A 14,125-nucleotide genomic window follows, 5' to 3' on the forward strand; every position below is an offset into this window, starting at 1 on the left:
AATTATCCAAAAAACAATTATTCATTAATAAATCCTGCCCCTACCGTACTATTGGTCTGCGTATCTATTAAAATAAAAGAACCATTGGTCCTATGGTCCTTAAACTTGTCATAGAAAATGGGTTTGTTCAACCTAAAACTTACCTGGGCAATATCGTTCATTCCCAGTGTATCCACTTCTGTATCCACTCCGGAATAGTCCGGTGCTATCTTATGATGAACATTATCCACCTTCGCCAAAACTTTATTGACACCATGCTGTATAATATATTTATTGCCCGTCACAAGTTTTTGCGAATCCATCCAGGAAATGGTCGCCGTAAACTGTTTATCAATGGTCGGCAAATCGTTTGTCTTGACCAACATATCACCCCTGCTCAAATTAATTTCATCCTCCAACGTAATGGTAACGGATGATCTTCTGGAAGCGGTTTGGTATGCTTTGTCATAGAAATAAATCTCCTTTATTTTGGAACGTGTCCGTGATGGTAATGCTACCACTTCGTCGCCCACACTCAATTCCCCGCCATACACTTTTCCCGCAAATCCCCTAAAGTCATGATGCTCCTCCGTTTTTGGGCGAATGACATATTGGACCGGAAATCTTGGCGTACCTACATTATAGATATCCTTTCTGTCCAGGGCCTCAAAATGTTCCAATAAGGTTTGACCGGTATACCAGGGGGTTCTGTCCGATTTATTCACGACATTATCCCCTTTTAAGGCACTTACGGGTATAAATGTAATTTTTTGATCTTGATAGTCCCGCTTGGACATCAACTCTTCAAAATCCGCTTTTATTTCATTATAGGTCTCTTCGGAATAATCCACCAAATCCATTTTATTGACAGCCACTACCACGTCTTTAATACGCAATAAGTTATTGATAAAGAAATGACGATTTGTTTGCTCTATAACCCCTTTTCTGGCATCTATCAATATAATTGCGGCCTGTGATGTAGATGCCCCGGTGACCATGTTCCGGGTATATTCCACATGTCCCGGTGTATCCGCTATGATGTAGCTCTTTTTCGCCGTTGAGAAATAAATATGGGCCACATCTATGGTAATACCCTGTTCCCGTTCCGCCACCAAACCATCCGTTGCCAAGGAAAAATCCAGATAATCATATCCTTTTTGCTTACTGGTTTTTTCTATCGCCTCCAATTTATCGGTGGTCAATGATTTTGTATCGTATAAAAGCCTTCCTATCAAGGTACTTTTACCGTCATCTACACTTCCTGCTGTCGCTATTTTTAATACTTCCATATATTTTAGTATTCAGTAGGCAGTCATGGTCATGGCAGATTATATTTTGAACGTCTGCCGAGACCGAAAACCGCCAACTTTTAAAAGTAACCTTGTTGTTTTCTTTTTTCCATTGCGGCCTCTGACCGTTTATCATCTATCCTGGCACCTCTTTCGGATATTGTGGAATCCCTGATTTCCTGTACTACGGCATCAATATCGGTAGCTTCGGAAAAGACTGCTGCCGTACAGCTCATATCCCCTACGGTTCTAAAACGTACCATACGCTCCAGCACTTCTTCTTCCTCTTCTTGATACACGTATTCCGAATGGGACCAAATAAGTCCGTCCCTTAAAAAGACTTTCCTTTTATGGGCAAAATAAATGGACGGTATTTCTATTTGTTCTTTTTGAATATAGGACCATACATCCAGTTCCGTCCAATTGGAAATGGGAAATACACGAACGTTCTGGCCCAATTCGATCTGACCGTTCAGCATATCGAAAAGTTCGGGCCTTTGATTTCTTTCGTCCCATTGTCCAAAATCGTCCCGTACCGAAAAAATACGTTCTTTTGCCCTGGCTTTTTCTTCATCCCGTCTTGCACCACCGATACAGGCATCAAACTTAAACTCTTCAATCGCATCCAATAGGGTGGTCGTCTGCAAAGAATTTCTACTGGAATACCGTCCGGTTTCCTCCTTTACTTTTCCCTGATCTATGGAATCCTGAACATTCCTTACAATAAGTTCCAATCCCAATTCCTCTACCAATCTGTCTCTAAATTCTATCGTTTCAGGGAAATTATGCCCCGTATCTATATGCATTAAAGGAAATGGAATTTTGGATGGCCAAAACGCTTTTTGGGCCAATCGCACCAAGGTAATGGAGTCTTTTCCTCCAGAAAATAATAGTACCGGTTTTTCAAATTGTGCGGCAACTTCCCGCATAATATAAATAGCCTCATTTTCCAAAGCATTTATATGGGAGGTATTTATTGCCTCGGTCGCAACTCTTTTTGTATCTATTTCAGCTATTGTATCCAAATCTTTTCTTTTTTATAGTCCTTTCTTCTTATTTATGAACAAGGAGGTATTTATATTCTATAGTTATGTATGTAGCCCGCATTCCCTATTTTCCAATACCTTGGTAGGGTCAAAATACTTATGTTCGTTCGGTAATTCCCTGTCCTTTAAATAGACATCCAATTGCGTATCGTCCCAGTGATAAAAAGGGCTTACTTTTAACACTCCATCTTTGCCTAAACTTAAAATATTCAAAGAATCCCTATGGGCGGTCTGTCCCTTTCTAAGATTGGTGAACCAAACATCCGGTTTGTGGGCATCCATCGCCCTTCTAAAGGGTTCCAATTTTACCTGTTCGGTAAATTCTGCATGCTTGGGGTCATCTATCTGGGGGATTCCCATTACAGAATCCCGATGTGCCGTTGTCTGTTTTGGCACATACAGATCGATATGTAGTCCCAATCTTTCGATCAAATCTTCTGCATGTTTATACGTATTGGGAGTGTTATAACCTGTATCGCACCAAACTACGGGAATATTGCTCTTGACTTGTGTAATCGCATACAAAATAGCCACTTCATAGGGTCTAAAGTTTGTTGTGACCAAAGGCTTTTGTGCATTTTTTATCGCCCAAGAAATGATTTCCTCCGGTGGAATTCCCTTGAACTGAATATTCAATTTGTCGATTTGCTCTTGTGTAAATGTCATAATTCAATATTATTTACCCCAGTTGATCTTGTTCCAGATACGTTCGTGAAAAAAATACAGGAACATCTTCGTCACAAAGTCTATGGAAGCTATAGATGCCGCTACAGCTACTTTCCCGGTAAGGATATAGGATATCAACAAGGTATCCAAAGTTCCAATAACCCGCCAACTTATTGCTTTGGCAATACTACGGATAGGCTTCTCGGATTTTTTATCCGATGTGTATTTTCCCTTTGAAGTTTTTTTATCTAAAATCAGTTGATCTACAATCATACTTTCTAAAAATCTTATTACTCTACCAATTTAATAGGATAACAAAAGTAGAATTATTTTTTAAAGTATGACGTTATAAGTATTCATAATTTACGTTTACCCTATAGATTTAGTAGATTATTAACAAAAGGAACTATATTTTACGATTTTGGCACTAAAATTGGAGAGATTTTCGCCTTTACATTAATCGGTATGGCATTAATTTAATATATCGGCCAACGTATTGTTTCGGTAGATTTCCAAGGCACTGTCCCTAACCTGTAACATTAATTTATGTACGGCACAGGAATCCTCGTCCGGGCAGTCCCCACATTTTTCATAGAAGTTTAAGCTAACGCAGGGCACCATGGAAATAGGTCCTTCCAAAACGCGCATTACATCGGTCATAAGAATTTCATCAGGATCTTTAATGAGGTAATATCCTCCTCCTTTTCCCTTTTTGGAACCCAAAAAACCCGTTTTCCTAAGAGACAATAAAATACTTTCCAAAAATTTTTGGGAAATATTCTCACATTGGGCAATTTCGGAAATCTGTACCGGCTTTTTATTTTCCTGAGAAGCCAGATGTGCCAATGCCTTTAAACCGTATTTTGTCTTTTTTGAGAGCATGTAGCTAAGATAGGGAAAATGGAAAAAAGTCGGATGCTTAGATATCGAATGTAAAAAACATATTATAATGTGTTTACTTCAAGGCCTGTTCAATATCCCCAATAATATCATCAATATGCTCCAAACCTACTGATATCCGAACCATACCATCCGTGATTCCGGATTCCACCCTTTCTTCCGTTGACAATTTACTATGCGTAGTGGATGCAGGATGGGTAACAATACTTCTAGAGTCTCCTAAATTTGCGGACAATGACAATAACTTTATGGCATTAAAAAACTTTTGTCCCGCTTCCAGTCCGCCCTTAACCTCAAAAGCCACCACGCAGCCTCCGGCCTTCATTTGTTTTTTGGCTATTTCATATTTGGGATGCGATTTTAAAAAGGGGTATTTTACCCAATTCACGTTGGGATGGCCTTCTAAAAATTCAGCTAGTTTTAAGGCATTTTCACAATGTCTATCCACTCGTATCGCCAAGGTTTCCAGACTTTTGGAAAGCACCCAGGCATTAAAGGGCGAAAGTGCCGGGCCCGTAATCCTTGAAAAACGGTACACCTTATCTATAAGTGCCGCCGTACCCACGGTTATTCCTGCCAAAACCCTTCCTTGACCATCCATTAATTTGGTGCCGGAATGGATGACCAGATCTGCCCCAAATTTTATGGGTTGTTGCAAATAAGGCGATGCAAAACAATTATCGATGACCAAAATCAAATTATGTTTTTTGGCAATTTTGCCCAATGCTTCCAAATCCAAAATATCCACTCCCGGATTTGTGGGCGATTCGGCATAGATCAACTTGGTCTTTGGCGTAATCAGATTTTCCAGGGCATCCAGTTCATCGATCTTAAAATAGCTATGGGAAATATTCCACTTTGGAAAGAAATTATCGAAAAGCGAATGGGTAGAACCAAAAATGCTGCGTGCAGAAAGAATATGGTCGCCACTGTCCAACAAGGCCGCCAAGGTAGAAAAAACGGCCGCCATACCAGATGCAAAGGCAAAACCATCTTCCGCTCCTTCCATTTTACAGACTTTCTCTATAAATTCCGAAGAATTGGGGTTCGAATAACGCGAATAAATATTGCGTTCTTTTTCCTCGGCAAAAGAAGCCCGCATATCTTCGGCATCCTCAAATACAAAACTAGAGGTCAGGTACATGGGTACGGAATGTTCTAAATGTTCCGTTCGGTTTACCTGCGTTCGTATAGCGTTGGTTTCAAATTTATTTTCTCTATCCGTTTTCATAAAATCTTTTCTTCGATATTTTTACTTTTCACGATCGTATGGAAAAGTCAAAAGGCCACTCCGCTATAAGTGCAAAGGGTTTTCTTGTGTCCTGATTTTTCTCTTTCCCATATTCTTTTTCTTGTCTGCACATTTCCGATATCGCCTTTTGATCAGCTTTTTTCGGCAATCCGTAAGATATCTCCAAATACGCCCCTTGCCGTTACGGCAGCTCCGGCTCCCGCACCTTGAATGACTAATGGATTTTCCCCATAGGATTCCGTATAGATTTCAATGATGGAATCCGAGCCTTTCACCTGCCCCAACGCACTTTCCTTGGGAACGGATACCAATTTTACATCCAAAACACCTTTTTCCTTTTGCAGATTACCATGCAAATCGCCAACATACCGTAACACATGACCTGATTTTTGGTTCTTTTTTATTTCATTGAATTTATCGTTCAACACTTCCATATTTTCTATGAAAAACTCCGCAGCACCCTCTTGTAAAGTCGAAGGAATCAGATTCTCTATATGAATATCGGAAAATTCATTGCTTAAATCCAGTTCACGGGCCAAAATCAACAATTTTCTACCCACATCGTTTCCGGACAGATCTTCCCTTGGATCCGGTTCGGTAAAGCCTTTCTGCATGGCATCTTTTAAAATGGATGAAAATGGAGCATCCACCTCAGAAAACGTGTTGAAAATATAACTGAGCGAACCGGAAAAAACACCTTTGATACGTGTAATGTTCTCCCCGGACAAATGCAATAGCTTAATGGTATCCAGCAATGGAAGACCCGCCCCAACATTGGTTTCGTACAAATATTGTTTTTGGTTTTTGCCCAATTCCTCCCGCAACAACTGGTAATAATCAAAACCTAATGTATTGGCGATCTTATTGGAGGACACCAAATCAAAACCATTTTCCACGAAATCGAAATAATGGGCCACAAAATCCTGATTAGCGGTATTATCTACCACGATCAGATTCTCTAAATGATGGTTTTTCGCAAAATCGAAAATATCCTGGATCTGATATGATTTCCCTTTGGTCCGGATACTCGTTTTCCAGTTTTTGGAAACCCCTTTTGCGTTGAGCAATACTTTTTTAGAATTGGCAATAGCAAAAACATTAAGGTCTATTCCTTTCCTATTTTCTATGGTCTTGGCCGATTTTAAAATTTGGTCGATCAAGGTACCTCCTACATTGCCATGACCAAAAATAGCCAAGTTCACTTTTTTACTGATTCCGAAAATCTGCCCGTGCATTACGTTTAGTGCCTTGGTCAGATCACTTTTATCGACCACCAAACTCACATTTTTTCCAGATACCGTATTATTGAACAACAAAGGCGTAATCTGATTTTTGATCAGGGCATTGTACGGTTTATGAAAGGTACTCAGGTCCTGACCTACGATGGATATGACGGAAACGTCATCCACGACCGTAATCATATTGATATCCTTGGCCTGAAAATCACTTGTAAATTCATTGTCCAATGCACGTTTCGCCTTCTGCGCCTTTTCTTGTTTCACCACCAGTCCAATACCCCTCTCCGAAGAACCCTGTGAAATGATGCTTACACTTATATTGTTATTTTCCAGCGTTTTAAAAATACGGGCATCTATCCCTACTTTCCCCAAAAGTCCCCTCCCCTCTAAATTGATGAGTGCGACATCTTCAATTACCGAAAGTGATTTAATACCTTCCTTACTGGATTCAGCACTGATCAGCGTTCCCTCATTATCGTTATTATAGGTATTAAGGATACGTAATGGGATGTTCTTTTCTATTAACGGAATAATGGTCTTTGCATGCAAAATGGTAGCTCCAAAATTGGCCAATTCGTTTGCCTCCGCATAAGATAGATTAGCAATGCGCTTGGCCTCGGGGACATGATCCGGATTTGCCGTAAATATACCGTCTACATGCGTGTAATTCTGTAATTCCCCGGCATCCAGAAAATTGGCCAGGAGCGCTGCGGAATAATTACTGCCATTCCTCCCCAAAGTAGTGGTTCCCCCCTCTAGGGTAGAGGCTATAAAGCCGGTGATCACCGGAACCGTATCATTTGGCAATTGAGCAAACTGCAGGAGTACGTTCTCCTTGGAAACGGCATCCAATACCTTGGCATCACCAAAAGTAGCATCGGTTTTTATCAATTTTCTGGAATCCAGAAACCGTGCTTTAATTCCTTTTCCTATAAGGAGTTTAGCGATCAGCCTGGCCGAAAGTAACTCCCCATGGGCCAGTACCTCATCTTTTATCTTGGCACTATAATCGCCCAAAAGGGAAACGCCCTCAAAAAGTTTGGCAAGCCCTTTAAACTCTTCGGACAGATCTATATTGGTGTACGTATGCTTTTGATATTTTTCAAAAGCCCCAAAATCTTTGCGATAGTCTTCTCCCTTAGCCGCTTTTTCCAATATATTCTCCAACTGGTCGGTCGCCTTTTCCCGGGCCGAAAGCACTACGGCAATGTTTTCTCCCTTTTCGACCTTGGAAACAATTACATCCAGTACCCGTTCCAATCCTTCTCCGTTACTCAGGGATTTACCTCCGAATTTCAAGACCTTGACCTTCCCGGATTTTCCATTGGAATTAAAAACACCATCCAAAAGTTTCTCCATCTGTTCAAATTCGATCAAAAAAGCATCGTGGCCATGAAGGGATTGCACTTCCCCATAAGTAACGTTACTATTGGCCTGGGCCAATCGTTTAAAAGTTTCCTTATTTTCCTTGGCGGTAAAAAACAGGTCGGAATCCACTCCAATGATATGGATATTGGTATCACTATTTTGCAAAGCGATAAAATTTTGCTCTCCGTTACGGGTAACATCAATAGTCTTTAGCAATTGGTTCATCAACCTATAAGCCGATAGTTGAAAACGTTCCTGTAACTTCTTACCGTGGTGCATCAACCAACTTTCCACATTAAAGACCTGAAGCTCTTCATTGGTACTTCGCTTAAAACGCTCTTTGAAGGATTCCGGCGTACGGTAACACAGCATGGCATGCATACGTGCATCATGAACAGGCTGTTTGGAATTCACCAAAAATTGTTCCTGGATCTGACAATTGGCGATCAACCAATCCGTAGATTTCCAATCCGAGGCTACCGGGATCAAATGCTCGGTAAGTTTTGGGTCCAACGCCGCCATTTCCCAAGCGACTCCTCCTCCTAGAGACCCACCGATAATGGCAAAAAGTCGGTCTATTTCCAACGCTTTCAATCCCAAAAGAAAAATGCGCGCTACGTCTCCTGCAACAAAATCCTTGTAATTGTCTATAACAAATTTATCATATCCGTTACCGGGAATATTAAAAGAGAGAATGGTATACTTCTGGGTATCTATACATTTTCCATCCCCGATAAGTGCAGACCACCACCCATCTTTTCCGGTTACATTGGAATTTCCCGTAAGGGCATGGTTGACCAAAATTATGGGTGCCGAATGCAGTTCTCTGCCAAAAAGTTGATAGGATAATTGAATCTCTTGGGATACGCCACTCAAAGTGGTATAATTTTCTATTTTGATATGATGTAACATTGTCAAAAGTTAAATCCATCTAGTTTTAAAAACCGACAGATCTGTTAAGTTTAGGCCAAAACCGATTTATCGATCGTGGCAAATGCATTTTCAAGATCCGTTTTTAAATCTTCAATATCCTCCAGACCTACGGATAAACGAATCAAATCTTTGGTCACTCCCGTAGCTTCCTGTGCCGCATCATCCAACTGCTGGTGCGTGGTACTGGCCGGATGGATAATCAAGGACTTGGTATCTCCGATATTGGCCAACAGGGAAAATATCTTGGTCCCGTCCGCAATTTTCTTGGCCGATTCAAAGCCGCCCTTTACACCAAATGTTACGATCCCACTTTGTCCGTTGGGCAAATAAGCCTCCGCTTGGGCATAATAAGCACTCGATTTTAATCCCGGATAATTGACCCATGCCACTTCTTCCCTACTTTCCAACCATTCCGCCAAAGCCAGTGCACCAGCACTATGTTGCTTCATACGGATGGACAAGGTTTCCAGTCCCTGGATGATCTGCCATGCATTATATGGACTAATAGCTCCCCCAAAATCGCGTAGCCCCTCTATCCTCACTTTTGCTATAAAGGCAGCGGGGCCCAATGCCTCGTGGTACACTAAACCGTGGTATCCCGGGGAAGGTTCCGTAAACTCCGGAAAATTTCCGTTACCATAATCAAAGGTTCCGGCATCTATAATTGCACCTCCCAAAGAAGTTCCGTTTCCATTAATGTATTTGGTCAAGGAATGGACAACAATATTCGCACCGTGCTCAATAGGGTTCAACAAAGCTGGTGTGGCCACGGTATTATCCACAATAAAGGGAACTTTCACTTTTTTGGCCTCTGAAGAAATGGCTTTTAGGTCCAACACGTCCAACTTTGGATTCCCCAGGGATTCTACAAAAATAGCCCGGGTATTATCCTCCACCGCTTTACCAAAATTTGTAGGGTCGGCGGGATCCACAAAAGTGGTGGTGATTCCCAATCTAGGCAATGTATTCGCCAATAAATTATAGGTTCCGCCATACAGGCTATTAGAGGCCACAATATGGTCCCCTGCTTTTAACAATACCAATAAAGCCGTAGATATAGCTGCTGTTCCAGATGCCGTTGCCACTGCTGCGATACCTCCTTCCAAAGTGGCCAGACGCTGCTCCAGAACATCTGTGGTAGGATTGTTCAACCGGGTATAGATAAATCCCGGTTCGGAAAGGTTAAAAAGGTTTGCCGCATGGTCCGCATTGTTAAAGACATAAGCCGTACTTTGATAAATAGGCACCGCCCTTGTTCCTCCGTTTGCGGATACATCATGTCCTGCATGTAAAGCGTTGGTCGAAAATTTTGAATCACTCATAATCTTAAGTTTTACGCATCCGTTTTGTTTTTGATGCCGGTTTTTAAATTGATTCCCTTCTTTTACTAAAACAAGTTTAGTACAAGCTCGAAATAAAATATTAAAAGCCAAACCCTACCCCGCCGACATTGCGGATAGGTAAAATCAAAAAGTTATAAGAAAGTGAAATCGAGAAATATCGATGACTGTTATCTATTCTTTAAATTCGATTCAACAGATGTTGAAGTATCCAGACGCGATTATCGGGATAGTATAAAGATAGAATTTAGCACCTTCTTGCAGACCCCGATAGTTATCGGGATAAACAAGGGTTGCTAAGGCTTCAAAGGGTCTACTCCCTCCACCTTTCTTGATAACTATTCAATATGTGTTTGAACTTATACTGCAAATATAACGTCAGAATTTTTTAAAATCCTAATGAATCGGGGAAATTATGCAATTTGAAGCATATGTTTTCTAATTGGCACAATACATTTCACAAATCCAATCCTCATTTAAACCGACACCAATTTCACTAATTTACACGAATGTCGATTTTTTTATCGGTCGTGCATAAAATGCATATCCGATTTTATTCCAATACCGAAAACTCGATACTGGAATCTGTATATACCGTATGTTTTTGGGTTTTGAAATCCTCCTCATCGGCCTTAAAAATATTCGCTACATAGGTCTGTGGGTTTAAATCTATAAGGGGAAACCACGTACTTTGTACCTGCACCTGTAGCTTATGTCCTTTTTTTATGGTATGAAAAACATCTTGAAGTTTTATGGTAACATCAGTTTTTTCATTGGGCACAAATGGTTCCGGGTCGGAAAAACTATTCCTAAATCGCCCACGGAGTACTTCGCTCCGTACCATAAGATGGTAATTGCTCATTTTTAAATGGCCTTGCATTTCTTCATTGGTTTCGGTATTTGCCGGATGCACATCAATCACTTTAACGATCCAATCCGCTGCGGTACCAGTAGTCGCCACTTTTAATTTGGCCAGGATATCGCCCGCCAAGGTAAAATCCTCTTCCATTACACCGGTTTCAAAAACAAGAACATCTGCACGCCTTGCCGCAAAACGCTGGTCATCCGTCATATACTTTCTGGGGGTAAATACGGTTTTTATATCTTCTGAATAGGGTACCGGTTTTTTTACATCGCTAACAAACTCTATTCTCGCATTGCTTTTTAATTCGGTCGTCAATTCCTGATTTTCGGAAAGGAACATTTTATATTTTTCAACACCTTCCGGAGGCCAGGAATCGTATTGTTTCCATTCCTTTCTTCCGGAATCAAAAACATAGGCTTCTGGCAATCCACTGTTATGATCGCCTTTTCCCTTTAGAAAGTGATTAAAGAACTTTGTTTCGATATGCTCTTGAAAAAATTCGGATACGCCATCGCCAAAATAGTAATTGCCCACTACGGTTCGCCCATCCCTTTTGGACCACCGCCCATGATCCCATGGCCCAAAGACCATAGTGTTATAGTTACCGGCATTGTACTTTTCTATATTCTTATAGGTTTCCAAAGGGCCATACAGATCCTCGGCATCAAACCAACCGCCAACGACCATGGTGGCTACATGGGATTTTACATTTTTCAAGTGCTGTATCAATCCCCTGCTTTGCCATAGCTCATCGTAATTAGGATGCTCCTTTAACTCGTTCCAGAAATAATCATCGGTCATTCCGTCCACGGCCAATCTTGGGGCATCTTTGGTTTCATATTCAAAGAAGGTGTTCAGGTTCTTTAAGGGGCCGGCATCCAGAAAAAATTGATATTGGTCGGCGGTACGCAAATCGGGCAGATCGTACCAGGCAGTGTCAATGGGGCGATCATTATTGGGCCTGGGTGTACCGAAAAGAGAGATAACCCTAAAATAGCTCAACAAATATGCCCCGTTGTGATGAAAATCATCAAAAAAGAAATCACCGATACTGGCTTGCGGCGATGCCGCTTTTAATGCGGGATGGGCATCTACGGTAGCATAGGTAGAATAGAATCCGGGATATGATATGCCCCATATACCTACATTACCGTTATTGTTCTTCACATTGTTCACCAACCATTCTATAGTGTCATAAGTATCCGAACTTTCATCTATATCTTTCTCCGAAGTCTTGTTCGGAACATAGGCTCTCATATTTTCATAATGCCCCTCGCTCAACCATCTTCCACGCACATCTTGATAGACAATGATATTCCCTTCTTTCATCAAATGGATATTGGGCCCTATCTTTTCTTTAAATTCTCCCGCCCCATAAGGCCCGGAACTATAGGGTGTACGTTGCATCAATATCGGATATTTTTTTGAAGTATCTTTTGGGGAATAAATTACAGTATGCAGTTTTATCCCGTCTCGCATTGCTATGGTCACCTCTTGTTTGGTATAATTATCCGAAACATAGGTATTCGTAATTTTCTCCTCTTCCACAACTTTTGTGGTCTTTCCACAGGAAGTAGCGACCAAAACCATTGCGAAACAAAAAATAAAAAATTGGAATATGAATTTTAACATGCCATAAAGTTTTAAAGCTTAAAACTACTAAAGTTCAATCAGGAACACGAATAAAAGTGGGAGAAGTCCGTGCTTTTTCAACGTATTCTTTGCGTGGATAGGTCTAGGGATAAATCCAGAACAATTAGGGCCACACCCTTAAAACCCACTAAAGGGAACGATCTTATGGTCCAAGTCAAAAAATCAAAGCCCAAAGGCTTCTTTTATCTCTTGAACCTTATCCAATTTTTCCCAAGTGAACAATTCCACTTCTTTCTCTATACGACCATTATAGGGCGATTCAAAAACTTTGGTCACTTTTTGCGAGACTTTGCCCATATGACCGTAGGCGGCGGTTTCCAAATAGATGGGATTCCGCAATTTTAACCGTTCTTCAATAGCAAATGGCCGCATATCGAACAATTCAGCTACTTTTTCGGCAATCTGACCATCATTCATATCAATATTTGCCGTACCATAGGTATCCACAAAAATGGAGGTGGGCTCCACCACTCCAATGGCATAACTTACCTGTACCAAAATTTCATCGGCAATACCTGCGGCAATTAAATTCTTGGCAGCATGCCGTGCGGCATAGGCAGCGCTACGGTCTACCTTACTGGGGTCTTTTCCACTAAAAGCACCACCCCCGTGGGCACCCTTACCACCATAGGTATCCACTATGATTTTTCGTCCTGTTAATCCCGTATCCCCATGAGGTCCGCCAATTACAAATTTTCCGGTAGGATTAATATGATAGGTAATCCGGTCATTGAACAATTCCTGAATGGTAACGGGCAATTGCGCTTTTACCCTGGGAATCAGGATGGCAATGATATCCGACTTGATCTTGCCCAACATTTTTTCGTCATCCGCATCAAAAGCATCATGCTGTGTTGAAACCACGATCGTATCTATCCGTTGCGGAATGTTATCATCCGAATATTCTATAGTAACCTGTGCCTTGGCATCCGGTCTTAAATAGTCTATTTCTTTGCCTTCACGACGTAAATCGGCCAAAACCTGAAGAATTCGATGTGAAATATCGAGTGCCAAAGGCATATAGTTCTCCGTTTCCTTGGTAGCATAACCGAACATCATTCCCTGATCACCTGCACCTTGTTGTTCTTTGGAACCCCTATCCACTCCCTGATTGATATCCTGCGATTGCTCATGGATCAATGAAATTACCCCACAGGAATCCCCGCTAAATTGATATTCCCCCTTGGTATAGCCAATTTTATTGATGACCTCCCGGGCAATTTGTTGAACATCCAAATAGGTATGGCTCTTAACCTCTCCCGCCAGTACTACTTGCCCTGTGGTCACCAATGTCTCACAGGCCACTTTGCTTTCCGGGTCAAAGGCCAAAAAATTATCCAATAATGCATCACTTATCTGATCGGCAACTTTATCGGGATGCCCTTCGCTAACAGATTCTGAAGTAAATAAATACGCCATGCTCTAACTTTAAATTTCCAAAAGATTTGACGGGTTTTCCAAAAGTAGCTTACGTATCCCTGAAAAGGGAATTCTTGATCCAAATCGGAGTAAACTGCTTTAGCATTTTTAAATCCTGAAACACGTTCAGGACAGGAGGTTGCAATCAGTCAAATCTTTCCTCATATTTTGAAGTGT

10 protein-coding genes and 1 riboswitch are annotated in these 14,125 nt (G+C 41.2%); all 10 genes read right to left on the bottom strand.

Features of this window, described 5'->3' with window-relative positions; all coding sequences use genetic code 11:
- Positions 1-17 precede the first annotated feature (17 nt).
- A complete protein-coding gene (locus ACKWB9_RS10475; protein WP_414002958.1) occupies positions 18-1,268 on the bottom strand; it encodes a sulfate adenylyltransferase subunit 1 in 1,251 nt (416 codons plus the stop codon).
- Between the two features lie 80 nt (positions 1,269-1,348).
- Complete coding sequence (gene cysD / locus ACKWB9_RS10480; RefSeq protein ID WP_414003020.1) at positions 1,349-2,284, bottom strand: sulfate adenylyltransferase subunit CysD; 936 nt, start codon at positions 2,282-2,284, stop codon at positions 1,349-1,351.
- A 72-nt stretch (positions 2,285-2,356) separates the two neighbouring features.
- The gene (locus tag ACKWB9_RS10485; RefSeq protein WP_414002959.1) at positions 2,357-2,980 is read right to left on the bottom strand and encodes a phosphoadenosine phosphosulfate reductase domain-containing protein; all 624 of its coding nucleotides are present in this window, start codon (positions 2,978-2,980) and stop codon (positions 2,357-2,359) included.
- A gap of 9 nt (positions 2,981-2,989) precedes the next feature.
- Positions 2,990-3,253 carry a DUF2061 domain-containing protein gene (locus ACKWB9_RS10490; protein ID WP_414002960.1) on the bottom strand — a complete coding sequence of 88 codons (264 nt, stop codon included), beginning with the start codon at positions 3,251-3,253 and terminating at the stop codon, positions 2,990-2,992.
- A 198-nt stretch (positions 3,254-3,451) separates the two neighbouring features.
- Positions 3,452-3,862 (bottom strand): RrF2 family transcriptional regulator, encoded by a 411-nt coding sequence (locus ACKWB9_RS10495; protein WP_414002961.1) that lies wholly within the window; start codon positions 3,860-3,862, stop codon positions 3,452-3,454.
- Positions 3,863-3,935: 73 nt separating this feature from the next.
- A complete protein-coding gene (locus tag ACKWB9_RS10500; protein ID WP_414002962.1) occupies positions 3,936-5,111 on the bottom strand; it encodes a trans-sulfuration enzyme family protein in 1,176 nt (391 codons plus the stop codon).
- A gap of 152 nt (positions 5,112-5,263) precedes the next feature.
- On the bottom strand, positions 5,264-8,650 hold the full coding sequence (gene thrA, locus ACKWB9_RS10505; protein WP_414002963.1) for a bifunctional aspartate kinase/homoserine dehydrogenase I: 3,387 nt from the start codon (positions 8,648-8,650) through the stop codon (positions 5,264-5,266).
- 50 nt (positions 8,651-8,700) lie between these two features.
- Positions 8,701-9,993 carry an O-acetylhomoserine aminocarboxypropyltransferase/cysteine synthase family protein gene (locus ACKWB9_RS10510; protein ID WP_414002964.1) on the bottom strand — a complete coding sequence of 431 codons (1,293 nt, stop codon included), beginning with the start codon at positions 9,991-9,993 and terminating at the stop codon, positions 8,701-8,703.
- A gap of 236 nt (positions 9,994-10,229) precedes the next feature.
- Positions 10,230-10,352, bottom strand: a riboswitch (SAM riboswitch).
- 212 nt (positions 10,353-10,564) lie between these two features.
- Positions 10,565-12,508, bottom strand: coding sequence for a CocE/NonD family hydrolase (locus ACKWB9_RS10515; protein WP_414002965.1), 1,944 nt, complete (start codon positions 12,506-12,508; stop codon positions 10,565-10,567).
- 183 nt (positions 12,509-12,691) lie between these two features.
- A complete protein-coding gene (gene metK / locus ACKWB9_RS10520) occupies positions 12,692-13,948 on the bottom strand; it encodes a methionine adenosyltransferase (protein WP_414002966.1) in 1,257 nt (418 codons plus the stop codon).
- Positions 13,949-14,125: the final 177 nt, after the last annotated feature.

This window comes from Maribacter spongiae, assembly GCF_047345125.1.
In the GTDB taxonomy this organism is placed as follows: domain Bacteria; phylum Bacteroidota; class Bacteroidia; order Flavobacteriales; family Flavobacteriaceae; genus Maribacter.